The organism is Nocardioides phosphati (assembly GCF_014646375.1).
GTDB lineage: Bacteria > Actinomycetota > Actinomycetes > Propionibacteriales > Nocardioidaceae > Nocardioides > Nocardioides phosphati.
Genome location: NZ_BMNI01000006.1, coordinates 68804 through 91673, shown reverse-complemented (window position 1 = coordinate 91673; position 22870 = coordinate 68804). Strand labels below are relative to the sequence as shown.

22 protein-coding genes are annotated in these 22870 nt (G+C 70.7%); 8 read left to right on the top strand and 14 right to left on the bottom strand.

The features are described from left to right. Window positions 1–176 precede the first annotated feature (176 nt). The 3 genes from IEX47_RS12575 to uvrA form a co-directional block, all read right to left on the bottom strand. On the bottom strand, window positions 177–536 hold the full coding sequence (locus IEX47_RS12575) for a cupin domain-containing protein (protein WP_188784351.1): 360 nt from the start codon (window positions 534–536) through the stop codon (window positions 177–179). Window positions 537–623: 87 nt separating this feature from the next. Next, window positions 624–1058, bottom strand: a complete 435-nt coding sequence (locus IEX47_RS12570) for a Rieske (2Fe-2S) protein (protein ID WP_188784350.1) — start codon at window positions 1056–1058, stop codon at window positions 624–626. A 70-nt stretch (window positions 1059–1128) separates the two neighbouring features. Next, on the bottom strand, window positions 1129–3969 hold the full coding sequence (gene uvrA / locus IEX47_RS12565; protein WP_188784349.1) for an excinuclease ABC subunit UvrA: 2841 nt from the start codon (window positions 3967–3969) through the stop codon (window positions 1129–1131). A gap of 75 nt (window positions 3970–4044) precedes the next feature. On the opposite strand from uvrA, the gene IEX47_RS12560 reads away from it, so the two are divergent. The 3 genes from IEX47_RS12560 to IEX47_RS12550 all read left to right on the top strand — a co-directional run bounded on the left by IEX47_RS12560 (window position 4045) and on the right by IEX47_RS12550 (window position 6489). Further along, the gene (locus IEX47_RS12560; protein WP_188784348.1) at window positions 4045–4755 is read left to right on the top strand and encodes a maleylpyruvate isomerase family mycothiol-dependent enzyme; all 711 of its coding nucleotides are present in this window, start codon (window positions 4045–4047) and stop codon (window positions 4753–4755) included. Then, window positions 4746–5420, top strand: coding sequence for an MBL fold metallo-hydrolase (locus IEX47_RS12555; RefSeq protein ID WP_229662844.1), 675 nt, complete (start codon window positions 4746–4748; stop codon window positions 5418–5420). The genes IEX47_RS12560 and IEX47_RS12555 overlap by 10 nt, the downstream gene beginning before the upstream one ends. Before the next feature lie 70 nt (window positions 5421–5490). Beyond that, window positions 5491–6489 (top strand): AurF N-oxygenase family protein, encoded by a 999-nt coding sequence (locus IEX47_RS12550; protein WP_229662843.1) that lies wholly within the window; start codon window positions 5491–5493, stop codon window positions 6487–6489. Between the two features lie 16 nt (window positions 6490–6505). On the opposite strand, the gene IEX47_RS12545 is transcribed toward IEX47_RS12550, so the two are convergent. The 6 genes from IEX47_RS12545 to IEX47_RS12520 all read right to left on the bottom strand — a co-directional run bounded on the left by IEX47_RS12545 (window position 6506) and on the right by IEX47_RS12520 (window position 14410). Continuing rightward, on the bottom strand, window positions 6506–7078 hold the full coding sequence (locus tag IEX47_RS12545) for a TMEM165/GDT1 family protein (RefSeq protein WP_188784347.1): 573 nt from the start codon (window positions 7076–7078) through the stop codon (window positions 6506–6508). 232 nt (window positions 7079–7310) lie between these two features. Next, complete coding sequence (locus tag IEX47_RS12540) at window positions 7311–8297, bottom strand: AurF N-oxygenase family protein (RefSeq protein ID WP_188784346.1); 987 nt, start codon at window positions 8295–8297, stop codon at window positions 7311–7313. A 97-nt stretch (window positions 8298–8394) separates the two neighbouring features. Next, window positions 8395–9642, bottom strand: coding sequence for an NADH:flavin oxidoreductase/NADH oxidase family protein (locus IEX47_RS12535; RefSeq protein WP_229662842.1), 1248 nt, complete (start codon window positions 9640–9642; stop codon window positions 8395–8397). 79 nt (window positions 9643–9721) lie between these two features. Next, a complete protein-coding gene (locus tag IEX47_RS12530; RefSeq protein ID WP_188784345.1) occupies window positions 9722–10522 on the bottom strand; it encodes an FAD-binding oxidoreductase in 801 nt (266 codons plus the stop codon). A gap of 48 nt (window positions 10523–10570) precedes the next feature. Next, the gene (locus IEX47_RS12525) at window positions 10571–12040 is read right to left on the bottom strand and encodes an LVIVD repeat-containing protein (RefSeq protein ID WP_188784344.1); all 1470 of its coding nucleotides are present in this window, start codon (window positions 12038–12040) and stop codon (window positions 10571–10573) included. 30 nt (window positions 12041–12070) lie between these two features. Next, window positions 12071–14410, bottom strand: coding sequence for an ATP-binding cassette domain-containing protein (locus IEX47_RS12520; protein ID WP_188784343.1), 2340 nt, complete (start codon window positions 14408–14410; stop codon window positions 12071–12073). 42 nt (window positions 14411–14452) lie between these two features. Between IEX47_RS12520 and IEX47_RS12515 the strand changes: the two genes are divergently transcribed. Together IEX47_RS12515 and IEX47_RS12510 are read left to right on the top strand one after the other, a co-directional pair. Beyond that, a complete protein-coding gene (locus IEX47_RS12515; protein ID WP_107699831.1) occupies window positions 14453–15529 on the top strand; it encodes an HpcH/HpaI aldolase/citrate lyase family protein in 1077 nt (358 codons plus the stop codon). Further along, complete coding sequence (locus IEX47_RS12510) at window positions 15529–16395, top strand: HpcH/HpaI aldolase/citrate lyase family protein (RefSeq protein WP_188784342.1); 867 nt, start codon at window positions 15529–15531, stop codon at window positions 16393–16395. The genes IEX47_RS12515 and IEX47_RS12510 overlap by 1 nt, the downstream gene beginning before the upstream one ends. 51 nt (window positions 16396–16446) lie before the next feature. Here the strand turns inward: IEX47_RS12510 and IEX47_RS12505 are convergent, their stop codons facing one another. Beyond that, the gene (locus tag IEX47_RS12505) at window positions 16447–16893 is read right to left on the bottom strand and encodes a TetR/AcrR family transcriptional regulator (RefSeq protein ID WP_229662857.1); all 447 of its coding nucleotides are present in this window, start codon (window positions 16891–16893) and stop codon (window positions 16447–16449) included. Window positions 16894–16895: 2 nt separating this feature from the next. Next, the gene (locus IEX47_RS12500) at window positions 16896–17426 is read right to left on the bottom strand and encodes a flavin reductase family protein (RefSeq protein ID WP_188784340.1); all 531 of its coding nucleotides are present in this window, start codon (window positions 17424–17426) and stop codon (window positions 16896–16898) included. Window positions 17427–17460: 34 nt separating this feature from the next. Between IEX47_RS12500 and IEX47_RS12495 the strand changes: the two genes are divergently transcribed. The 3 genes from IEX47_RS12495 to IEX47_RS12485 all read left to right on the top strand — a co-directional run bounded on the left by IEX47_RS12495 (window position 17461) and on the right by IEX47_RS12485 (window position 19744). Next, window positions 17461–18102, top strand: a complete 642-nt coding sequence (locus tag IEX47_RS12495; protein WP_229662841.1) for a class I SAM-dependent methyltransferase — start codon at window positions 17461–17463, stop codon at window positions 18100–18102. A gap of 92 nt (window positions 18103–18194) precedes the next feature. Beyond that, window positions 18195–18938 (top strand): hypothetical protein, encoded by a 744-nt coding sequence (locus IEX47_RS12490; RefSeq protein WP_188784339.1) that lies wholly within the window; start codon window positions 18195–18197, stop codon window positions 18936–18938. Continuing rightward, complete coding sequence (locus IEX47_RS12485) at window positions 18935–19744, top strand: hypothetical protein (protein WP_188784338.1); 810 nt, start codon at window positions 18935–18937, stop codon at window positions 19742–19744. The genes IEX47_RS12490 and IEX47_RS12485 overlap by 4 nt, the downstream gene beginning before the upstream one ends. Here the strand turns inward: IEX47_RS12485 and IEX47_RS12480 are convergent. The 3 genes from IEX47_RS12480 to IEX47_RS12470 are packed head-to-tail and all read right to left on the bottom strand — an operon-like array spanning window position 19728 to window position 22827. Next, window positions 19728–20828: a prenyltransferase/squalene oxidase repeat-containing protein gene (locus IEX47_RS12480; protein WP_188784337.1), complete on the bottom strand. Its 1101-nt coding sequence runs from the start codon at window positions 20826–20828 to the stop codon at window positions 19728–19730. The genes IEX47_RS12485 and IEX47_RS12480 overlap by 17 nt on opposite strands. Then, window positions 20825–21586, bottom strand: a complete 762-nt coding sequence (locus IEX47_RS12475; RefSeq protein ID WP_188784336.1) for a class I SAM-dependent methyltransferase — start codon at window positions 21584–21586, stop codon at window positions 20825–20827. Before IEX47_RS12475 ends, IEX47_RS12480 begins: the two co-directional genes overlap by 4 nt. After that, window positions 21580–22827, bottom strand: a complete 1248-nt coding sequence (locus tag IEX47_RS12470; RefSeq protein ID WP_188784335.1) for a glycosyltransferase family 4 protein — start codon at window positions 22825–22827, stop codon at window positions 21580–21582. The genes IEX47_RS12475 and IEX47_RS12470 overlap by 7 nt, the downstream gene beginning before the upstream one ends. Window positions 22828–22870: the final 43 nt, after the last annotated feature.

The following is a 22870-nucleotide window of genomic DNA, read 5'->3' as shown; positions in this document are numbered from 1 at the left end:
CACTGCTCCGTGAGGACAAGGCCCGATATCAAGCCACCAACGCCCACCCCGGTCCATCGCACTTCGAGGCGATGCCCTCACGCCACGGTCGCATGTTGCTCATGGCCGCAGTCTGGCGCAGGCGTTCCCCGTCGCCTCCTCAATGAACGCTCATGAGGCGAGACATGTGGGCGCGGCTACTCCGCCGGCTTCGCGTACGCCGCGACTCCGGTGTCGAGCATGACGCACGGCTCGTCGCCGTCCACCCACGCGTCGTGGCCGGGGTCGATGGTGACCACGTCACCGGGACCCATCCGGGCCTCGGTGCCGTCGTCCATCCGCACCGTCATGTGCCCCGAGACGCAGAAGCCACGGTGCGCGGTCTGGCAGGACGCGGTGCCGGCGATCGGGCCGACGTCGTCCGACCACTTCCAGCCGGGCTCGAAGACCGCGCGACCGAGGGTGAAGTCGCCGAGGGTGACCACGTCGAGGTGGCCGTGTGCCTGGAACTGCCGCGTCTCGTGGGGCGCGTCGATGCTCTGCGTCTGCATGGTCATCCTTCGACGCTATGCCTGCCCCGCGCGGGCCACGACCCCAGTCGGCAGACCCTCGGGGTGGGCCAACCCACCCGCAGGCCCATGACCTCAGGCAGCGACGATCGAGTCGCCGTCGACCTTGATCTTCACGGCCGGCAGCTTGCCACCGGACGGCGCCGGCGGACCGGTGACGGCACCCGTCGCCGCGTCGTACGTCGAGCCGTGGACCGTGCAGGTGATCGTGCCGTCCTTGACCTCACTGACGTCGAACCCCTGGTGGAGGCACTTCGAGCTGAAGGCCTTGAAGTCGCCCTTCGTGGGCTGCGTGATGACGACGTGCCTGTCGGTCAGCACGATGCCGCCGCCGACGGGGATCTCCGCGGTGGAGGCGAGCTTCTCGCCGGCCTTGCCAGCCGTGGCCGTCGATCCGGCGTTGCTGGACCCGCCCGAGCCTCCGCCGCATGCCGCGAGGGCGGCGGCGACGCCGAGGGCACCGAGGCCCTGGAAGACGATCCGACGGTCGGGGCGCAGGTCTTCGCTCATGGCGGCGAGCGTAGACCTGCTCCCTGAACGTCAGCCCAGAAGATCCGGACTGGCGAGAACCAGTCCGTCGTCAGCCCAGCAGCGGCTTGAGGAAGCGCCCGGTGTGGCTGTCGCCGTTGGCCGCGATCTCCTCCGGGGTGCCCGTCGCGACGACGGTGCCACCGCGGGAGCCGCCCTCGGGGCCCATGTCGATCAGCCAGTCGGCGGTCTTGATGACGTCGAGGTTGTGCTCGATCGTCAGCACCGTGTTGCCCTTGTCGACAAGGCTCTGGAGCACGCCGAGGAGCTTGCGGATGTCCTCGAAGTGGAGGCCCGTCGTCGGCTCGTCGAGCACGTAGACCGTGCGGCCGGTCGAGCGCTTCTGCAGCTCGGAGGCGAGCTTCACGCGCTGCGCCTCGCCGCCCGAGAGCGTCGTCGCCGGCTGGCCGAGACGGACGTAGCCCAGGCCGACCTCGCAGAGCGTCTTCATGTGGCGCGAGATCGCCGGCACCGCAGCGAAGAAGTCAGCGGCCTCCTCGATCGGCATGTCGAGGACGTCGGAGATCGTCTTGCCCTTGTAGTGCACCTCGAGCGTCTCGCGGTTGTAGCGCGCGCCGTGGCAGACCTCGCACGGGACGTAGACGTCGGGCAGGAAGTTCATCTCGATCTTGATCGTGCCGTCGCCGGAGCACGCCTCGCACCGGCCGCCCTTGACGTTGAACGAGAAGCGCCCCTGCTGGTAGCCCCGCATCTTCGCCTCCGGCGTCTGCGCGAAGAGCTTGCGCACGTGGTCGAAGACACCGGTGTACGTCGCGGGGTTGGAGCGCGGCGTGCGGCCGATCGGCGACTGGTCGACGTGGATCACCTTGTCGACGTGCTCGACGCCGGTGATCTTGCGGTGCCGGCCGGGGACGGTGCGCGCGTTGTAGATCGTCTTGGCGAGCGAGGTGTAGAGGATGTCGTTGACCAGCGTCGACTTGCCCGAGCCGGAGACGCCGGTGATCGAGACGAAGCAGCCGAGCGGGAACTCGACCGTGACGTCCTTGAGGTTGTGCTCCTTGGCTCCGTGGACGACGAGCGAGCGGCCCTTGGTCGGCGGGCGCCGGGTCAGCGGCACCTCGATCGAGCGGCGGCCGGACAGGTAGGCACCGGTCGTCGACTCCTTGTTCTTCAGGAGCTCCTTGACGGTGCCGGAGTGGACGACGTGGCCGCCGTGCTCACCGGCGCCGGGGCCGATGTCGACGACCCAGTCAGCGGTCTTGATGGTGTCCTCGTCGTGCTCGACGACGATGAGGGTGTTGCCGAGGTTCTTGAGGCGGAGCAGCGTCTCGATCAGCCGCTCGTTGTCGCGCTGGTGCAGGCCGATCGACGGCTCGTCGAGCACGTAGAGCACGCCGACGAGACCCGCGCCGATCTGCGTGGCGAGGCGGATGCGCTGGGCCTCGCCGCCGGACAGCGAGCCCGAGGCCCGGTCGAGCGAGAGGTAGTCGAGGCCGACGTCGAGGAGGAAGCGGAGCCGCTCCTGGATCTCCTTGAGCACCCGCTCGGCGATCTGCAGCTCGCGCTGGCTCAGCTGCAGGTTGTTGAGGTACTCCGCGGCGTCGCTGATCGGCAGGGCGCAGACCTCGGCGATGTTCTTGCCGCCGGCCTCCTTGGCGCCGAGCGTGACCGCCATCGAGACCGGCTTCAGGCGCGAGCCGTGGCAGGTCTGGCACGGCACCTCGCGCATGAAGCCCTCGAACCGCTCGCGCGCGGTGTCGGACTCCGACTCGCGGTGGCGGCGCTCGACGTACGGCTTCACGCCTTCGTACGCGGCGAAGTAGCTGCGCTCGCGGCCGTAGCGGTTCTTGGTGACGACGTGGACCTTGCCCGGGTGGCCCTCCATGATCACGCGCTGGTGGCGGGTGGAGAGCTTCTCCCACGGGGTGTCGAGGTCGAAGCCGAGCTCCTCGCCGAGCGCGCCGAGGAGGCGCTGGAAATACTCCGCGACGTGGGCGCCGGTCCACACCTGGATCGCGCCCTCGCCGAGGGTGGCCGCCGGGTCGCTGATGATCAGCTCGGGGTCGACCTCCATGCGCGTGCCGAGGCCGTGGCACTCGGGGCAGGCGCCGAAGGGCGAGTTGAACGAGAAGGAGCGCGGCTCGAGGTCGTCGGTCTCGATCGGGTGCTCGTTGGGGCACGCCATGCGCTCGGAGAACTTGAGCTCCTCCCCCGTGTCGACCATGTCGAAGACGATCAGGCCACCGGCCAGGCCGAGCGCCGTCTCGACCGAGTCGGTCAGGCGGCGCTTGGCGCTCTCCTTGACCGCGAGACGGTCGATGACGACCTCGATGGAGTGCTTCAGCTTCTTGTCGAGCTCGGGCGGGTTGTCGAGCGTGTGGGTCTCGTTGTCGACGCGGACCCTGGAGTAGCCCTGCGACTGCAGCGAACGGAAGAGCTCGGCGTACTCCCCCTTGCGGCCGCGGACGACGGGCGCGAGCACCTGGAACCGGGTGCCCTCCTCGAGCTGCATCATCCGGTCGACGATCTGTTGCGGCGTCTGCCGCTCGATCGGCTCGCCACAGGTCGGGCAGTGGGCGCGGCCGGCGCGGGCGTAGAGCAGGCGGAGGTAGTCGTAGACCTCGGTGATCGTGCCGACCGTCGAACGGGGGTTCTTCGACGTGGACTTCTGGTCGATCGAGACCGCAGGCGAGAGGCCCTCGATGAAGTCGACGTCGGGCTTGTCCATCTGCCCGAGGAACTGACGCGCGTAGGCGCTCAGCGACTCGACGTAGCGGCGCTGGCCCTCGGCGAAGATCGTGTCGAACGCGAGGCTCGACTTGCCGGAGCCGGAGAGGCCGGTGAAGACGATGAGGGAGTCGCGCGGAAGGTCGAGCGAGACGTCCTTGAGGTTGTGCTCGCGGGCGCCACGGATGACGAGCTGGTCGGCCAACGCTGGTCCTTCAACTTCGGGATCGAGTCTGTCGAGATCATTCGAACAAGTGTTCGCCATCCTACACTGGCGGCCATGAGCGAGCAGGCCCCGCCGGTACCCACGGCCGAGAACCCCATCACCGCCGTCCTGGAGGCCACCCACCGCTACCTCGAGCGCGTCACGACGCTCACCGACGAGCAGCTCCGCGAGCCGTCGCTGCTGCCCGGCTGGACGCGCGGCCACGTCGTCGCCCACGTCGCCCTCAACGCCCACGGCCTGGCCCGCGCCCTGCGCGGCCTGCGCACCGGCGAGCCGGTGCCGGTCTACGACAGCCAGGAGCAGCGCGATGCCGACATCGAGACGTACGCCGGCGGCTCGGCCGCCGACCTCGCCTCGCTGTCGCAGATGGCCTGCCTCCGCATCGCCGGCGAGCTGCGCCTGATCAAGGCGGTCGGCACGGTCGAGCGCACGCCGGGCGGCAAGGTGATGACCGTGGTCGACGTGGTCGAGGCCCGCTGGCGCGAGGTCGAGATCCACCACGCGGACCTCAACGTGGGCTACTCCCCCAGCGACTGGCCGATCGACTTCGCGGCGTACCTGCTCGAGCGGGTGGCCGAGCAGCGCGGCGACCAGCTCGACGCGACGCTGCACGCGCAGGACATCGGCAAGACCGTGCGGGTCGGCAAGGGCGGCCACGGCATCGCCGGCACCGCCGCCGCGCTGGCGTGGTGGCTGACCGGTCGCGGCGACGACAGCGACCTCGTCGCCATCAGGGGCCTGCCTACGCTGGGCCCATGGGCCTGAACTACACCGGAGACGTCACCCCGGGCGGCCCCGCCGCCGTACGCGAGCTGGTGGGGCTGACCGTGACCAAGCTGGCGGTCGATCCGAAGATGGCCAACAACTGCTACCTGCTGCGCTGCACGAAGACGGGTGCGCAGCTGCTGATCGACGCCGCAGACGACGCACCCGCCCTGCTCGAGCTGACCGGCGGCGAGATCGACACGGTCGTCACCACGCACCAGCACTGGGACCACCACCGCGCGCTCGCCGAGATCGCGGCGGTGACCCGGCCGATGGTCGTCGCGGGCAGGCCCGACGCCGAGGCGATCACCGAGCAGACCGGCGTCGCGGTGTCACGCCGGGTCGGCGACGGTGACACGGTCAAGGTCGGCGCGATCGAGCTCGAGGTGATCGCGATCGCCGGCCACACGCCCGGCTCGATCTGCCTGCTGCACCGCACGCCCGACGGCGGGACGCACCTCTGGACGGGCGACTCGCTCTTCCCGGGCGGCGTGGGGGCGACGTTCGGTGACCGCGACGCCTTCGCGACCCTGATCGACCAGGTCGAGACGAAGATCTTCGGCGCCCTCCCCGACGACACCTGGTTCTACCCGGGCCACGGCGGCGACTCGACGCTCGGCGCCGAGCGGCCCCACCTCGCCGAATGGCGCGCCCGGGGCTGGTGACGGATCCCCCTGCCCCGGGGCGGCCGACGTATTGTGTGTGACATACCGTCACATACAGATCCGAGGTCACATGTCTGTCCAGCAGGAGCCGACGTACGGCGCCCCCGGTGTCCTCCCCCGTGCCGACTACGAGCGCATGCTGCGCGAGCTCTCCCAGGCCTCGGTCGACAGCCACTTCCTGCCGTTCCGCGACATCGCCTGGGACGACCCGGCGTTCGCGGTCCAGCCCGAGCATGACGGCTGGGTGCTCGGGCCGGAGGACAACATCGGCGCCTCGGCCTGGTACCGGTCACTGCCCGCCGACCGGCAGCGGGCGATCGGACGCTACCGCCTGGCGCAGATCTGCAACGTAGGCCGGCAGTTCGAGCAGATGCTCGTCGCCGGCATGATGACCAACCACCTCTGGATGGACACGGCGAACCCCGAGTTCCGCTACGCGACCCACGAGGCCACCGAAGAGACGCACCACATGCAGATGTTCGGCGAGGCGATCCGGCGCATGCAGCCCGACGTCGCCGGCATGCCGCGGTGGCTCAAGGCGCTCACTCCCCTGATCTGCCTCGTCGCGGCCGTCGCACCGACGGCGTTCTGGATCATGGTCCTGGCGGGCGAGGAGCCGATCGACCACCTGCAGAAGTCCGCCCTGCGCGCCGACCACGTGCAGCACCCGCTTCCGCGGCGGGTCATGCAGATCCACGTCGCGGAGGAGGCGCGCCACATCGGGTTCGCGCACCAGTACCTCACCCAGCGCGGCCCGGCACTGGGCCCCGTCAGCCGCGTGGTGCTGGCGGTGGCCACGCCGATCGTCATGCGCATCGCCTGCGACGCCATCATGCGGCCCACCCGGGCCGCACGACGCGCGATGGGGATGCCGCGCTCCGTGGCACGGCAGATCTGGTGGCGCTCCCCCGAGACGCGCACCCACCTCGCCGACTACTTCGCCGAGGTGCGGATGCTTGCCGACAACGTCGGGCTCCGCCCACGCTGGGTGCGGCCGCTGTGGCGCCTGCTGCGGATCGAAGGGCGCCCCGCCCGCTTCCGCGGCGAGGCGCCCACCGACCTGGCCTGACGGCGTACGCCGAGGGTCAGCGCAGCCCCTCGACCAGCAGCAGGACGCCGAAGGCGGCGAAGAGCGCGGCGGCGCCGTACTTGACGGGGCGCTCGGGGAGGTTGCGCCCGACCAGGACACCGACGGCGATCGCCAGGGCGTCGGCGGCGACCATGCCCAGCGTGGAGCCGAGCCACGTGCCGAACCAGCCCTCGTTCGTCGCCAGCGTGATGGTGGCGAGCATCGTCTTGTCGCCGAGCTCGGCGAGGAAGAAGGCCACGCCGACGGCGACGACGGCCATGCCGGCCGAACGCGACGCCTTGGCCGCCTCCTCGTCCGTCAGCTCGTCGCCCCGCAGGGTCCAGAGCGCGAAGGCCAGGAAGGCGACGCCGGCGGCGATGTTGATGGCGCCCTGGTGGTCGGCGAACGCGTCACCGAGGAGGGCGCCGATGCCGACCGACGCGAGGTGGACGATCGCGGTGGCGGCGGTGATGCCGAGGATGACGTCGCGGGCCCGATAGCGCGTCGCGAAGGTCATCGCCATCAGCTGGCTCTTGTCACCGAGCTCGGCGACGAAGATGACGGCAGTGCTGAGAAGGAAGGCGTACATGGGGTGTCTCCTTGCGCCGCGAGGCCGAAGGACACCAGGGACGCCGCCTTCGACCAGGCGACGACGTCCGTAGTGGGTCGTCAATCTGGTCGAAAGTCTCGTCCGCCACCGAGGTGGCCTGCCGCACCGGACCCGGGGGTCAGTGTGTCGATGCGACTGTTGGGGACTACTCCCTTTCAGGTGCGAGGCTACCGAGCCGATGCCTGCAGGCACCAATCGAGCACGGGCCGCGTCAGGCGGCGAGCTCCCGCTCGTGCGTCTCGCCGCGGTAGCGCGACGGGCGCCCGTCGATCCGCAGCAGCCTCCACAGCCATCGGGCCACACCGCGACGGATGCCCAGCCGGTCGGCGAGCAGGCGCACGTCGCCGAACATCTCGCGCCGGTGCTCGTCGGAGGCGGGTGAGCGCCACCACATCTCGCGGGCCACGTCGCGCGGGATACCCATCGCCCTCAGGTCACGCCGGGTCGGCTTCATGATCACGGTGCAGAGCCACCACATCGCGAGCGGGTAGGCCAGCGAGAGCAGGAACTTGCGGATCCGGCCGGCCTGGCCGAAGTTCTTCGCCAGCCACTCGTGCGCGAAGCTGATGTGCCGCGCCTCCTCGGCGATGTGGATCTGCATGATCCGGGAGATCAACGGCTGCCGGCCTCCGTCGCGCACCATCGACTTCTGCAGGTGGTCGATCGGCTCCTCGCCCGCGAGGATGCCGATGAAGAAGATCGTCGGCAGGTAGATGCCCGCCTGCGTCATCAGCGGCGACAGCTTCTGGAAGTACGCCGGCGCACCCTGCGGGTCGATGCCGTACTGCTCTTTGGCACGGTTCACCGCCTCCTGGAACATCTGGATGTGGTGCGTCTCCTCGGTCACCTCGTGCATGAGGTAGCGGAACTCCGGGTTGCCGCTCTCCATCGCGATGAGATGGTGCATGATCCCGCCGATCAGCACCTGCTCGAACTGCCGCCCCACCTTCGCGATCTGGGCGAACCGGAACATCCCGATCTCGATCTGCCGCTCGAGCGGCAGCGCCTGGTACCACGGGTGCGCGCCGATGACATCGGCGTCGGAGAGCACGAACTGCGGGTCGTTGCGGCGCCACTCGTACGCCGGGTCGTCCCACGGGATGTCCTTGAAGGCGTTGAACGAGAGTCGCACCGACGCCTCGGAGAGGCTGCGCAGGTGCGCTTCGTACGCGTCGTTGTCGAAGGCGTGGTGGCTCATGCAATCGACGGTACCCGCGACAACCTGTCTCAGACACTTGTTCTTCGATGTGGGGAGCGTCACACCGCGGCTGCCACGGCCGGGGGCGCCGCCGGCGTCAGCGCCAGCGTGCGCCGAGCACCGGCAGCTGCCCCGCCATGCCGCGCAGGACGGCCGGGACCTGCGACTTCACGACGTACTCCCCCACGCCGACGAGCGACGACTTGGTGACCGCAGGCTCGAGCCCACGGCCCATGCGCCACAGCTGGGTGGTGTACCAGACCACCTCGGCCATCGCGTCGAGCTTGCGGATGCCGACGGAGCGCGGCGCGATGTTCGCGACCTCGGAGCTCTTGCCGGCCAGGAGCAGGCGCGGGAAGTCGGGGTCGACCGCGAGCGGGCGGCCGAGGCCGATCACGTCGACGGCGCCGGACTCGATCGCGGCCGACATCGCCGCAGCCGTGCGGAAGCCGCCGGTGACCATGAGCGGGAGTGACACCTGCCCACGCAGGCGCTCGGCGAACTCGAGGAAGTAGGCCTCACGCTGCCGGGTCGACTCGCGCTGGGTCACGCCCATCATCGCGCCGACCTCGTAGGTGCCGCCGGAGATCTCGAGCAGGTCGACGCCGGCCTCCTCGAGCGCCTTCGCGACGAGGATCGACTCGTCCTCGGTGAAGCCGCCGCGCTGGAAGTCGGCGCTGTTGAGCTTGACCGAGAGCACCTTGTCCTCGCCGATCGCGGCGCGCGTGGCGGCGACGAGCTCCATCAGGAAGCGACGACGGTTCTCGGCGGAGCCGCCGTACCGGTCCGTGCGCTGGTTGGCGAGCGGCGAGAGGAACTGGCTGATCAGGTAGCCGTGCGCGCCGTGGAGCTGGACGCCGTCGAAGCCGGCCGCGACGCAGACGCGCGCCGTCTCGGCGTAGCGGCGGACGAGGTCCGCGATCTCCTCGACGGTCAGCTCGCGCGGGACGGCGAAGGCGCCGCCCATCCCCTTGAGGCCGATGGCCGACGGCGCGACCGGGCGGGGCGACAGCGTGCGCGGCGACTGGCGGCCGGGGTGGTTGACCTGCACGATCGCGACCGCACCCTCGGACTTCGCCGCGGCGGCCCACGCCGCGAGGGCCTCGAGGTCGCGGTCGTCCTCCACGACGACGTTGGCCGGCTCCCCGAGCGCTCGCCGGTCGACCATCACGTTGCCGGTGACCAGGAGGCCGGAGCCGCCCTGCGCCCAGCGCCGGTAGAGGCGGACGAGACGCTCGTCAGGGGCGTGCGAGCCGATCGTGCCCAGCTGCTCGGAGAGCGCGCTCTTCGCGAGGCGGTTGGGCAGCTTGACGCCGCAGGGCAGGGCCAGGAAGGTCTCGATCACGAGCGCAATCTATCCGCGGGCGGACACCGGTGGATTCCTCCCGTGGGCGGAACCTCGGTGTCCTCCCGAAGTCGGAGGGTCAGGCGCCGTCGCCGTCGCCCGCGCCGACCTCGTACTCCGCGGTGTCGACCGAGAACCCGTCGCCGAAGGGGTTGCCCGCGAGCGACACGAACTTCTCCTGGTGGCGTCGCTCGCGCGGGAAGTCCAGCTCGCGCAGCGCGAGGGAGACCGCCTTCATGAACGGCGCGGGCCCGCAGCAGAACGCGTCGTACGTCGTGTACGGCGCTGCGAAGGCCTTCAGCTGGTCCTGCGTCGGCAGGCCCTGCACCGACTCGAGCCAGTGCACGACGAGGAGCCGGTCGGGGTGCGCCGCGGCGAGCTCGGCGAACTCCTTCGCGAAGATCACCGAGCGCTCGTCGCGGTTGGCGTAGAAGACCACGATCCGCCCCGTTCCCTCGGCGAGAGCGGTGCGCGTGATCGACATCATCGGCGTGACGCCGGAGCCGCCCGCGAAGAGCAGCAGGTCGGCGTCGAGGTCCTTCGGCGAGAAGATGCCCGCCGGCGGGAGGACGCGCAGCGCGTGACCGGGGCGGAGGTTGTCGGCGATCCAGTTCGAGGCGTAGCCCTCCGCGGTGCGCTTGACCGTCACCCGGAGCGGGCCGCCGTCGTGCGGCGAGGACGAGAGCGAGTAGCACCGGGCCGCGAGCTCGTGGCTGTCGCTCGGCACGGCGATCGTGAGGAACTGACCGGGCCGGTAGGCGAACGCCTCCTCGAGCCCGGCCGGCACCTCGAGCGCCACCGTCAGGGCGTCATGGGTCTCCTCCACGACCTCGACGACGGGGAGCAGGTACGAGTCGATTTCGACATTCTGGGCCGACATGTAAAGCAGCCTACGGCGTGCGTACGGCGCGCGTCGCCGTGACCACCCTCACTTCAGCAGGGCGGCGGTGCCGTTGGTGAGCTGCACGACGTAGAAGCCCGAGTTGCCGTCGGTGTACCAGACCTGGCCGCGCGCCGCGTCGTACGCCGGGGCGCTCATCGCCCAGGAGCCGACCGCCGGCGGGAGGAAGACGGGCGTCTTCGACGCGACCACCGGGCGGTTGAAGTACGCCGCCTCCTTCGGGTGCCGCAGGTCGCTGATGTCGAAGAGGCGGAGGCCCGACAGGATCATCGAGCAGCCGACGAGCTTCGGGGCGTCGGTGCGCGGCAGGGAGCAGTAGTGCGCCGCATAGCCCTGCGCCGGGAACGAGGCGCCCGGGTCGCCCCACTCGGCGTCGCGGCGCCACGGCTGGTGCGCCTCGAGCCGGAGGTTCGAGACGATCGTCGGGTGCACCGGGTCGGTGACGTCGATGATCCGCGCGGCACCGACCGGCGAGGTCTTCATGCTGGTGAGCGCCTGGAGGGAGAAGAGGTCGATGAACTCGTCGACCTCGAGCACGTAGCGACGGCCGTCCTTGGTGAACGGCTCGGCGACCTGCGGGATCGACAGCTCCTTCCAGCTGACGTCGGAGAGCACCTTGATCTGCGGGTTGGGCACGCGGTCCTGGACCTGGCTCACGTCGAGGATCCGGAGGCCACCGCCGGTGAGGCCGGAGAGCGAGGGGTTGCCGATGTTGGCGACGTACATGGTCCGGCCGTCGGGCGAGAGGCGGACGCCGTGGTAGACCACGCCGGTCTGCAGCTTGACCAGCTTCGGCAGGCGGGGGTCGGTGAGGTCGATCGCCGCGAGCGTGCCCGCGACGCCGGCGCTCCAGAGCGTGCGGCCGTCCGGGGCGAAGCCCGACTCGTGGCCGAGGATGCCCATCGGGCTCGTGGAGAGCAGCTTCGGGTGGCGGCAGTCGGACTTCACGTCGTAGACGTCGAGCACACCCGGAAGCGTCGCGAGCGTGCCCATGACCGCTGCCAGCAGGCCGCGCTTGCGGTTGAGCACCAGCGTCTCGTGCGGGCTCAGCATCGCGGGCGTGATCAGCCCGGCCGTCTTCCGCGGGGTGGCCGGGTTCGTCATGTCCAGCACCTGTACGCCGAGGCCGCTGCCGTTGAGCGTGTTGCTCAGGACGTCGCGGCCGGCGACAAGCGTGGAGTCGTAGAACGCGCAGGTGTGGCCCGCCGGGTCGGTGTAGCGCTGCACCTTGAAGCCACCCGACGCACCCTGGTGAGCCACCTGCCGGGTGTTGCAGAAGTAGCCCTTCGCTGCCCGCCCGCTGTCGTAGTCGACCTTGGGCACCCGGCCCTGCCAGGAGGTCTCGGGCAGTGAGCCCGGGCCACACGTCGCCTTGGGAGCGGCGGCCGGCCAGGAGGTCTCAGCCCCCGCGGAGCCGCTCGCGACCGCGGCAGTGCTGAGCCCGCCCACCACGAGGAGTGCGGCGAGTAGGCGGCGGAAGGCAGGGGTGGGGACCATGTACACAGCAACGACCGGCGGTGGCGTCGGTCACGCTCCGACGTAGTCCGCGAGGTGCTGACCGGTGAGCGTGGAGCGGTCGGCGACCAGCGCGGCAGGCGTCCCCTCGAAGACCACGCGACCACCGTCGTGGCCCGCTCCGGGGCCGAGGTCCACGACCCAGTCGGCGTGCGCCATGACCGCCTGGTGGTGCTCGATCACGATCACCGTCTTGCCCGCGTCGACGATCCGGTCGAGGAGGCGGAGTAGGTTGTCGACGTCCTTGAGGTGGAGGCCGGTGGTGGGCTCGTCGAGCACGAACACTCCCCCGCCGTCCTTCATGTTCATCGCCAGCTTTACCCGCTGCCGCTCGCCGCCCGACAGCGTGTTGAGCGGCTGGCCGAGCCGGAGGTAGCCGAGCCCGACGTCCTCGAGACGGGCCAGGATCGCGGCCGCGGCGGGGGTCTTCGTCTCGCCGTCACTGAAGAAGGCCAGTGCCTCGGTCACCGGCAGGTCGAGCACCTCCGCGATGTTGAGCCCGCCCCACCGCAGCTCGAGCACGGAGGCCTGGAAGCGCTTGCCCCCGCAGTCCTCGCACGGCGTCGAGACGGTGTCCATGAAGCCGAGCTCGGTGATGATCACGCCCGCGCCGTTGCAGGTCGGGCAGGCCCCTTCGGAGTTCGCCGAGAAGAGCGCAGGCTTCACCCCGCACGCCTTCGCGAACGCCTTGCGGATCGGCTCCAGCAGTCCCGTGTACGTCGCGGGGTTGCTCCGGCGGGAGCCCTTGATCGGCGCCTGGTCCACGACCACCACGCCCTCGCGCCCCGCGACCGAGCCGTGGATCAGCGAGCTCTTGCCCGAGCCGGCCACACCCGTCACGACCGTGAGCACGCCGGTCGGCAGGTCGACGTCGACGTCCTGCAGGTTGTGCTCGCTCGCCCCTCGCACCTCGATCGCGCCCGTGCGCTCACGGACGCTCTCCTTCAGCCTCGCGCGGTAGGCCAGCGCGCGTCCGGTGTGCGTGTCCGCCTCGCGGAGCGCGTCGTACGTGCCCTGGAAGACGACCTCGCCGCCGCCGGTGCCGGCCTCGGGGCCCATGTCGACGACGTGGTCGGCGATCGCGATCGTCTCGGGCTTGTGCTCGACGACGAGCACGGTGTTGCCCTTGTCGCGGAGCTCGGTGAGGACCTTGTTCATCCGCTCGATGTCGTGCGGGTGCAGGCCGATCGTGGGCTCGTCGAAGACGTAGGTGACGTCGGTGAGCGCCGAGCCCAGGTGGCGGACCATCTTGGTCCGCTGCGCCTCGCCGCCGCTGAGCGTGCCGGACGGGCGGTCGAGCGAGAGGTAACCCAGGCCGATCTCGGTGAGCGCGTCGAGCAGGTGGAGCAGGCTCGCGACCAGCGGGGCGACGCCGGGGTCGTCGATCGTGCGAACCCAGTCGGCGAGGTCGGTGACCTGCATCCGGCAGACGTCGCCGATGTCGAGGCCCTTGATCTTCGACGTACGTGCGGAGTCGTTGAGCCGCGTGCCGTCGCACGTCGGGCACGCGCCGAAGACCGCGGCGCGCTCGACGAACGCCTTGATGTGCGGCTGCAGGCTGTCGGGGTCCTTGGAGAACATCGACTTGCGGATCTTCGGGATCAGGCCCTCGTAGGTCATGTTGATCTTGTCGACCTTGACCTTGCGCGGCTCGGCGTAGAGCAGGTCCTGCTTCTGCGCGTCGGTCAGCGAGCCGACCGGCACGTCCGAGGGAACGACCGCCTTGAACGCCGCGACCATCCAGCCGTCGGCGGTGTAGCCGGGCACGAGGATCGCGCCCTCCTCCAGCGACTTCGACTCGTCGACGATCGCCGTGAGGTCGAGGTCGGAGACCGTGCCGCGGCCCTCGCACGCCGGGCACATGCCGCCGAGGTAGACCTGCTGCTTGATGACGTTCTTCTTGCCGCTCTCGGTGACGGAGACTCCGCCGACTTTGGTCGTCGGGATGTTGAAGGAGAACGCCGTCGGCCCGCCGATGTAGGGCTGCCCGAGGCGGCTGAAGAGCGAGCGGAGCATCGCGTTGGCGTCCGTCACGGTGCCGAGCGTGGAGCGCGGGTTGGCCCCGATCCGCTCCTGGTCGACGAGGATCGCGGTCGTCAGCCCGGAGAGCGCGTCCACGTCGGGTCGCGGCAGGTTCGGCATGAACCCCTGGACGAACGTCGAGTACGTCTCGTCGATCAGCCGCCGGCTCTCGGCGGCGATGGTGCCGAAGACGAGCGAGCTCTTGCCGGAGCCCGAGACACCCGTGAAGACGGTCAGCCTCCGCTTCGGGATCTCGACGCTGACGTCCTTGAGATTGTTCTCCCGGGCGCCCTGCACTGTGATGAGGTCGTGGTTGTCCGCAGCGTGCACGGCCCCATCATGTCCGGTCCATGCACGGCTAGCATCGCGTCCATGCGTTCAGCCAAGGATTTCTTCTCCCCGCTCGCCGTGGGCGCTCCGGCCCCCGTCCGTGAGATCCCGGCCAAGCCGAGCCGCGCGATCCACTTCTTCGACCCCGGCAACCCCAAGATGGCCGCCAAGGTCCCGGACATGGTCGGCTCCGTCGACGTCCTCCTCGGCAACCTCGAGGACGCCGTCAAGGCCGAGAACAAGGAGATCGCCCGCGAGGGCCTCGTGAAGATCGGCCAGGAGGTCGACTTCGGTCCGACCCAGTTCTGGACCCGCATCAACTCGCTCGACTCGCCGTGGGTGCTCGACGACCTCACCACGCTCGTGCCCGCCATCGGCGAGAAGCTCGACGTGATCATGGTTCCCAAGGTGCAGGGCGCCGAGGACATCCACTACATGGACCGGATCCTCGCCCAGCTCGAGGCGAAGGCCGGCATCACCAAGCCGATCCTGATCCACGCGATCCTCGAGACCGCTCGTGGCGTCGCCAACATCGAGGAGATCTGCGCCGCGTCGCCGCGCATGCAGGGCCTCTCCCTCGGCCCGGCCGACCTCGCCGCCGACCGCCGCATGAAGACCACCCGCGTCGGTGGCGGCCACCCGGGCTACCTGGTCCGCGCCGACGCCCCGCGCAACGACGCCGGCGAGCTGCAGTACGACGCCGACCGCACGACGTACCAGCAGGACCTGTGGCACTACACGATCGCCCGCATGGTCGACGCGTGCGCGATGCACGGCCTGTTCCCGTACTACGGCCCGTTCGGCGACATCAAGGACACCGTCGCGTGCGAGGACCAGTTCCGCAACGCGTTCCTGCTCGGCTGCGTCGGCGCCTGGTCGCTGCACCCGGTCCAGATCAAGATCGCCAACAAGGTCTTCTCGCCGTCCGTCGAGGACATCAAGCACGCCCGCCGCGTGATCGCCGCCATGGGTGACGGCACCGGCGCCGTCATGCTCGACGGCAAGATGGAGGACGACGCCTCCGTCAAGCAGTGCAAGGTCATGGTCGAGCTCGCCGAGCGTCTCGCCGCGACCGACCCCGACCTGAAGGCCATGTACGACGCGATCGAGGTTGACTGATGACTGAAGGCTTCCGCCCCCGCCGCACCGTCCTCTACATGCCCAGCTCCAACGAGCGGGCCCTGGAGAAGGCCAAGACCCTCGCCGTCGACGCCCTGATCCTCGACCTCGAGGACGCCGTCGCCCCCGACGCCAAGCCGCAGGCGCGCCTCAACGCCGCCGCCGCGGTGAAGTCGGGCGAGTACGGCGCCAAGGAGCTCACGATCCGCATCAACGGTGCGGACACCGAGTGGCACGCCGACGACCTCAAGGCCGCGGCCGAGGCCGGGCCCGACGCGATCGTCGTTCCCAAGGTCAACTCGGCCCAGCAGGTCCTCGACCTCGTCGCCTCCTTCGAGGCCGCGGGCGTCCCGGAGCACACGAAGCTCTGGGCGATGATCGAGTCGCCGCAGGCGATCCTCGATGCGCGCGAGATCCTCGGCGCCTCGGACCGCCTGACCGTCGCGGTGCTCGGCACCAACGACCTGGTCAAGGAGCTCTTCGTCGACCACGTGCCGGCGCGCACCAACCTGGTCACCTCGCTGCAGCTCGCCGTCCTCGCGGCGCGCGCCACCGGCACGGTCATCCTCGACGGCGTCTACAACGACGTGAAGAACGAAGAGGGCTTCCTGGCCGAGGTCGAGCAGGGCCGCCAGTTCGGCTTCGACGGCAAGACGATCATCCACCCGGGCCAGATCGCGCCGGCCAACGAGGGCTTCGCGCCGTCCGAGGCTGCGATCGAGAACGCGAAGGGCCTGATCGAGGCCTTCGAGTCCTCCGACGGCGGCGTCGTCACCTACAACGGCAAGATGGTGGAGAACCTCCACGTCGAGTCCGCCAAGCGCACGCTCTCCATCGCTGCCGCGATCGAGGCCCTGCAGGCCTGAGCCACGCGTCGAGCGCCCGTCGCCCTCCGGGGTGGCGGGCGCTCGTGCATTTCAGGTGAGGCGGCCGGTCAGCTTCCAGTTGCGCCGCGCGTCGAGCCGGTGCGGCTCCGCCCTCGGGTACGGCGCGACCTCGGCGTCCCAGGCCTCGATCTCGCCGCTGGGCTCGGCCTGGAGGGCGCCCCGCACCGCCGGCGTGAGCGTGCGGACCAGGTCCTCCAGCTCCATCGACGCAAGGGGCTCGAGCTTCATGACGTAGCGCATCATCGCGGCCGCCGACAGGGTGCCGAGCGCGAGCTGCACCCGCGTCGTGGAGACGTGGAGTCCAGCGGGACCGGCCAGGGGCAGGAAGACCAGCCGGTTGAGGCGGCGGAACACCTTCTGGCTGCCGGTCTCGCCGTCCATGGCCAGCCTGATCGTGGCGATGACAGCCGCCTGGGTGCGCTGGTTCTCGCAGAAGCCCAGGAACCGGCGGGTGAGCGACTCCGCGAAGTCGTCCATCGTCACCGGAAGCCGCCCCGGTGGTAGAGCAGCGGGTCGGCCTCGGAGCAGGACGAGAGTGCGTGCACCCGCCCGATGACGATGTCGTGGTCGCCGGCCGGGTGGACCGCCTCGATCGTGCAGTCGATGTAGGCGAGCGCACCGGCGAGGATCGGCGCCCCGCTCTCGGCCCCCCGCCACTCGACGCCGGCGAACTTGTCCGCACCCTTCGACGCGAAGACCTGCGCGAGCTCCTCCTGGCCGGCGGCGAGGACGTTGACGCAGAAGTGCCCCGCCTCGCGCATCAGCGGCCAGGAGCGCGACGTGCGCGCCGGGATGAAGCTGACCAGCGGCGGGTCGAGCGAGACGCTGGAGAAGGTCTGGCAGGTCATGCCGACCGGCCCTTCGGAGGCCTGCGCGGTGACGATGACGACGCCGGTGGCGAACTCCCCCATCACCTCGCGGAAGTAGCGGGCACGCACGCGCGCGGCGACGGAGTCGGCGACGTCGACGGGCTCCCCGGGCCGGAGCTCGAAGTCGGGGTGGCCGTGCATGGGACCGATTGTCCCAGACACTAGGGTCGGGGCCGTGACCAGCACGCCGCAGATGGACCCCGCGCTCCTCGACCTGATCCGCGTCACCAAGGGCTTCATGCCCGAGGACGAGGGGCTCCTCCTCCACCGCTGGGCCCTCGCGCAGCTCCCGTCGGGCCCCGCGCTCGAGGTGGGCAGCTATTGCGGCAAGTCGGCCGTCTACCTCGGCTCCGCCGCCCGCGAGGTGGGGTCCGTCGTCTTCGCGCTCGACCACCACCACGGCTCCGAGGAGAACCAGGCCGGCTGGGAGCACCACGACACCGACGTCGTCGACGCCGAGACGGGTCGCATGGACACGCTTCCCTTCTTCCGGCGCACGATCGAGCGCGCCGGTCTGGAGGACCACGTGGTCGCGGTCGTCGGGCAGTCCGGCACGGTGGGCCGCTTCTGGACGACCCCGCTGGCGCTGCTCTTCATCGACGGCGGCCACGGTGTCGAGCCGGCCCGCACCGACTTCGAGACCTGGGTCCCCCACGTGGCGGTCGGCGGCGTCTTGGTGATCCACGACGTCTTCCCGGACCCCGCCGACGGCGGCCGCCCGCCGTACGAGCAGATCTACCTGCCGACCCTGGCCCGCGGGGACTTCGAGGAGGTCGACGCGCTCGGCTCGATGCGGGTGCTGCGCCGCACGCACTGACCGGCGCAGGCCGATCGGTCGGTCTCTCGGGTTTCCGCCCCCTCCGGGGGCTTCGCGCGGTTACCGTGGCTGCCGGGAAGGGAGGGACGCCCATGACAGCCGTACGCCGGACGGTCGCCGCCGCGACCGTGCTCACCGCGCTCGTGGGCGCGCCCGTGCTCACGGGTGCCGCCGACGGCACGACCGTCACCGGGGGCACCCTCGCGGTCAGCCGCACCGCCGGCATACCGGGCGAGGAGCTCGTCGTGACCGTGGCCGGCCTTCCCGGTCCGGCTGCCCGCCGCGCGACGCTGGAGCGCTGCGTCGCCTACGCCTCGGGCACCACCACCTGCACCTACTGGGTGGCCGTGGAGGGGTCGACCGGCGTGACGACCACCGACCACGGCTACACGTTCCACACCCGCGTCCACGCGATGGACCGCAACGCCTACCGCGTCAACGCGCCTGCCTCCGGCACCAGCCCCGCGGTGCTGAGCCCCGAGCTCCCGGTCCGCGGGGTCCAGCAGGAGGCCACCATCAAGGTCCCGGCTACCGCCACCGTCGGCACGCCGTTCGACGTGACCCTGGCCTGGGCGGTCTACGTCAACCGCACCAACCAGCCGCCGGACCGGCCCGGCCGGCAGCTCGCGCTGCAGCAGCGCAACGCCGACGGGTCGTGGACCCGCGTCGGCGCTGTGGTCACCGCACCGTCCTCGGGCGCCGTGACCGTGCGCGTCACCCCGACGGTGGCGGGCGCCGTCACCTACCGGACGGCCGTCTACGCCTGGGCACCGGCCGGGCAGGACACCCGCGTGGGCTGGTTCCCGTCGTACCCGTCCGTGGTGGTGGTCCGGTGACCCGCCTGCGCACCGCCGTCGCCACCGCCGTCGCCGTGGCGGCCGCCGCCCTCGTGGGGCCGCACGTCGTACCGGTCGGCGAGGCGGCAGCCGCCACCGCCGCGAGCAAGACGTGGGACTGGGGTCCGATCGCCGAGGTCGGCGACTGGGAGCAGGGCCAGTCCACGGCCGGGTGGCAGACCTGGGCCGACGGCACGGGCCGGGTCGACATCTACTACGGCCAGCTCGCCGTCGACAGCGGCCCCGCGGCGTTCAACCAGACCGCGACCGGTGACGTCGTGACGACGAAGACCGGGGCCGGCCATGTGCGCGGACGCTGGGAGCTCAGGGTCAAGGCGCAGCAGTGGGCGGCGGCCCGGGCCTACCCGATGCGTCTCGAGCTGGTGCCCGCCGGCACGGGGCCGACGGCGTGCGGCGCCACCACCGTGACACTGGCCAAGTGGACCGGCTTCGGGTCCACGACGAGGTTCGGCATCCGCCAGGGCGCGTCGCGCTGGCTGTCGAGCGTGAGCCTGAACAACAACAACACGTTCCACCTGTTCGGCTTCGAGCTCACCGACACCACGATGACGTGGTTCGTCGACGGCCAGCCCCGTGCGCGGCTCACCGCGGCCGAGGCGCCCGAGGCCTTCCCGACCGCGGGCCTCGTGCCCCGGATGGTGCTCAACGGCGCATCGGGCACCGCCATGACGCACACGCGGCTCGCGGCGGACTGGATCCGCTACTTCACCCTCGACCGGGCAGGGCGCACGGTCCCCGCCACGGCCCCGCCGACGCGCAGCGACGCCGTCAGCGGGGTGTGCTGACCTCGGTGCAGCCGCACTCGAGCGCGATCTCCGGGAAGTCGGCCGCGAGGGTCTCGCCGCGCATGATCCCCGACCCGGGCGTGCTCGCCCCGAACCGCTCCCCCAGCGCGTCGACCGCCAGCAGCACCGCCGCGGCGGTGTATGTGGTGTGCTCGACGGGCCAGTAGACGTTCGGGTTCTCGTTGGCGTAGCCGTCGAGCTCGTAGACCCAGCCGGTCCAGTAGGAGCCGTCCTCGGCGCGCAGGTGCTGCATGTCCTGCAGCAGGGTGAGCGCGCGCTCGTGGTCGCCGGTGGCGTCCAGCGCCATCACCAGCTCGCAGGTCTCCGCACCCGTGACCCAGGGGTTGGTGTCGACACAGCGGCAGCCCAGGCCGGGCACGACGAAGTCGTCCCAGCGGGTCGCCAGGAGGTCGTGCGCCGCCGGGCCCCGCACCGCGCCGCCGAGCACCGGGTAGTACCAGTCCATGGAGTACTTCGACTTGTCGGCGAAGCGGTCGGGGTGCTGCCGGATCGCGTGGCCGAGGCGGCCACCGGCGAGCTCCCACTCGGGCTGCGGCTCGTCGAGGAGGTCGGCGAGCGCCACACCGGCGCGCAGCGACTGGTAGATCGAGGAGCAGCCGGTCAGCAGGCAGAAGTCGTCCTGCGGCGTCCACTGGATGCCGCCCCAGTCCTGCTGGAGCGAGACGACGAAGTCCAGGCCCGCGCGCACGCTCGGCCACAGCTCCTCGACGAAGCGCCGGTCGCGACGGACCAGCCAGTGGTGCCACACCCCCACCGCGAGGTACGCCGACATGTTGACCTCGCCGCGGTCGTCCTCGACCTCACCGGCGACGATCTTCATCGGCCACGAGCCGTCGGCGCGCTGAAGGGTCGGGACCCACCGCAGAGCCTTCTCGGCCGCCTCGACCTGGCCACCGACGAGGAGCGCCATCGCGGCCTCGACGTGGTTCCAGATGTCGGTGTGCTCGCCCGTCGTCCACGGGATGCCGCCGTCGGGCTCCTGCATGCGCGCGATCGACGCGGCCGTCGCGGCCACGTCGTCGGCGGAGAGCACGCCCTCGACGTACGGGATCTGGCTGGTCACGCGGTGGCTTCCGGCTTGCGGAAGTAGAGCACCATCGACTTGCCGATGACCGGGTTGAGCACCTTCTCGGCGCCCCGGGTCAGGGTGCTCCAGCCCTTCGTCTTCATGATGTCCCAGACGAGGACCTGGTGGTACGCCTTGACGAGCGGGTGGTCGTTGTTCTCCACGCCGACCGCGCACTTGAGCCACCAGTACGGCGAGTGGAGGCCGTGGGCGTAGTCCTTGCCCTCGAAGACCATCGCGTCGCCGTCGGTGCCGTCGTTCATCCGGCCACCCTTGGTGACCTTGTCGACCAGCTCGTGGTCGGTGTAGATCCGGATGTGGCCGCCCTCGGCGTTGTGGTAGTCGGCCGAGAGCCGCCAGTTGATGACCTCGGGCAGCCAGCGGGGCACCGTGATCGCCATCGTGCCGCCCGGGCGGAGCACGCGGATCAGCTCCTTGATCGCGTCGACGTCGCGGTGGATGTGCTCGAGAACCTCGGCGCAGACCACGCGGTCGAACTCGCCGTCGGCGAAGGGCAGCGACAGCGCGTCGCCCTCCTTGACGTCCGCCTCGGCCTCGGCCGGCGCCTCGCCGACCTCCTTCATCGCAGCGAAGAGGTTGCGGACCTCGTCGAGCTCCTCGGCGTTCTGGTCGAAGGCGATGACGTTGCCGCCGCGGCGGTAGATCTCGAAGGAGTGGCGGCCGGCGCCGGCACCCATGTCGAGGACGCGGTCGCCGGGCTTCAGGCCCAGGCGGTCGAAGTCGACGGTCAGCATCCGTGGTTCTCCTGCTTCTTCTGCTCGATCGCCCCGGCGAGGGCCTCGGCGGTGTGCGTGGCGGCGGCCCGCCAGCTGAAGGTCTCGTCGACGCGCTTGCGGCCGGCGGCACCGTAGCGCGCTCGGCGCTCGGGGTCGTCGAGCAGTGCGGCGATCGCGTCGCGCAGCGCCTCGACGTCGCCCGGGGGGACGAGGTCGGCGCAGAGGCCGTCGGGGCCGACGACCTCGGGGATCGAGCCGGCGCGGCTGACGACGAGCGGGGTCTCGCAGGCCATCAGCTCGACGGTCGGCAGCGAGAAGCCCTCGTAGCGCGAGGGCACGCAGGCCAGCTCTGCCGAGCCCATCAGCTCGACGAGCTCGGTCTGGGCCAGGCCGCTGCGGAACTCCACGTGGTCACCGATGCCGAGCTCGGCGATCAGCTTCTCCGTCGGGCCACCGGCCTGCGGCTTCGAGACGAGGATGAGGTGGAGGTCGCGCTCGGTGCGCAGCTTGGCGAAGGCCTCGAGCAGCACGTCGATGCCCTTGAGCGGCGAGTCGGCGCTGGCCATGGCGAGGAGCCGGCCGGGCACCCGGGCGACCTTGGGCGGCTGGAACTCCTGGTCCGCACCGAGGTGGATGACCTCGATCTTCGCGGGGTCCACGCCGAAGTCCTTGACGATGTCGGCGTACGACGACTCCGACACCGTGATCACCTTGCGGGCGGCGCGCGCGGCCTTGCCCTGCATGCCGAGGAAGCCGTACCACCGGCGGAGACTGAGCTTGCGCCGGATCCCCTTGGCGGCGGCGAGGTCGATCCGGCGGTCGAACGTGATCGGGTGGTGGATCGCGGTGACCATCGGCAGGCCGAGCTCCTCCACCTCGATCAGGGCATCGCTGAGCACCTGGTTGTCGAGGACGACGTCGAAGTCGTCGCGGCGCTCGCGGAGCAGCTTCATGACGCGCTTGCCGAACGTGCGCGGCTCGGGGAAGCCGGCCGTGCACATGATCGCGAACTCCTGCACGTCGACCAGGTCGCGGAACTCCCGCAGCTTCGGGATCCGGAAGGGGTCGGGCTCCCGGTAGAGGTCCAGGCTCGGGACCTTGGTCAGCGTCACGCCCTCGTCGAGCTCGGGGTAGGGCTGCCCCGAGAAGACCTCGACCTCGTGGCCGAGTGCGACGAGCTCACGGCTCAGGTGCCGGACGTAGATGCCCTGCCCACCACAGTGGGGCTTGCTGCGATACGACAGCAGTGCGATGCGCATGCCGCACCTTCCTCTCCGACACTCACGCCGTGACGGCGCGAGG

Coding starts and splice junctions, on each gene's coding strand:
- IEX47_RS12575 (WP_188784351.1), bottom strand. CDS start 536: ATGACCATGCAGACGCAGAGCATCGACGCGCCCCACGAGACGCGGCAG.
- IEX47_RS12570 (WP_188784350.1), bottom strand. CDS start 1,058: ATGAGCGAAGACCTGCGCCCCGACCGTCGGATCGTCTTCCAGGGCCTC.
- IEX47_RS12560 (WP_188784348.1), top strand. CDS start 4,045: ATGAGCGAGCAGGCCCCGCCGGTACCCACGGCCGAGAACCCCATCACC.
- IEX47_RS12555 (WP_229662844.1), top strand. CDS start 4,746: ATGGGCCTGAACTACACCGGAGACGTCACCCCGGGCGGCCCCGCCGCC.
- IEX47_RS12550 (WP_229662843.1), top strand. CDS start 5,491: ATGTCTGTCCAGCAGGAGCCGACGTACGGCGCCCCCGGTGTCCTCCCC.
- IEX47_RS12545 (WP_188784347.1), bottom strand. CDS start 7,078: ATGTACGCCTTCCTTCTCAGCACTGCCGTCATCTTCGTCGCCGAGCTC.
- IEX47_RS12540 (WP_188784346.1), bottom strand. CDS start 8,297: ATGAGCCACCACGCCTTCGACAACGACGCGTACGAAGCGCACCTGCGC.
- IEX47_RS12530 (WP_188784345.1), bottom strand. CDS start 10,522: ATGTCGGCCCAGAATGTCGAAATCGACTCGTACCTGCTCCCCGTCGTC.
- IEX47_RS12525 (WP_188784344.1), bottom strand. CDS start 12,040: ATGGTCCCCACCCCTGCCTTCCGCCGCCTACTCGCCGCACTCCTCGTG.
- IEX47_RS12515 (WP_107699831.1), top strand. CDS start 14,453: ATGCGTTCAGCCAAGGATTTCTTCTCCCCGCTCGCCGTGGGCGCTCCG.
- IEX47_RS12510 (WP_188784342.1), top strand. CDS start 15,529: ATGACTGAAGGCTTCCGCCCCCGCCGCACCGTCCTCTACATGCCCAGC.
- IEX47_RS12505 (WP_229662857.1), bottom strand. CDS start 16,893: ATGGACGACTTCGCGGAGTCGCTCACCCGCCGGTTCCTGGGCTTCTGC.
- IEX47_RS12500 (WP_188784340.1), bottom strand. CDS start 17,426: ATGCACGGCCACCCCGACTTCGAGCTCCGGCCCGGGGAGCCCGTCGAC.
- IEX47_RS12490 (WP_188784339.1), top strand. CDS start 18,195: ATGACAGCCGTACGCCGGACGGTCGCCGCCGCGACCGTGCTCACCGCG.
- IEX47_RS12475 (WP_188784336.1), bottom strand. CDS start 21,586: ATGCTGACCGTCGACTTCGACCGCCTGGGCCTGAAGCCCGGCGACCGC.
- IEX47_RS12470 (WP_188784335.1), bottom strand. CDS start 22,827: ATGCGCATCGCACTGCTGTCGTATCGCAGCAAGCCCCACTGTGGTGGG.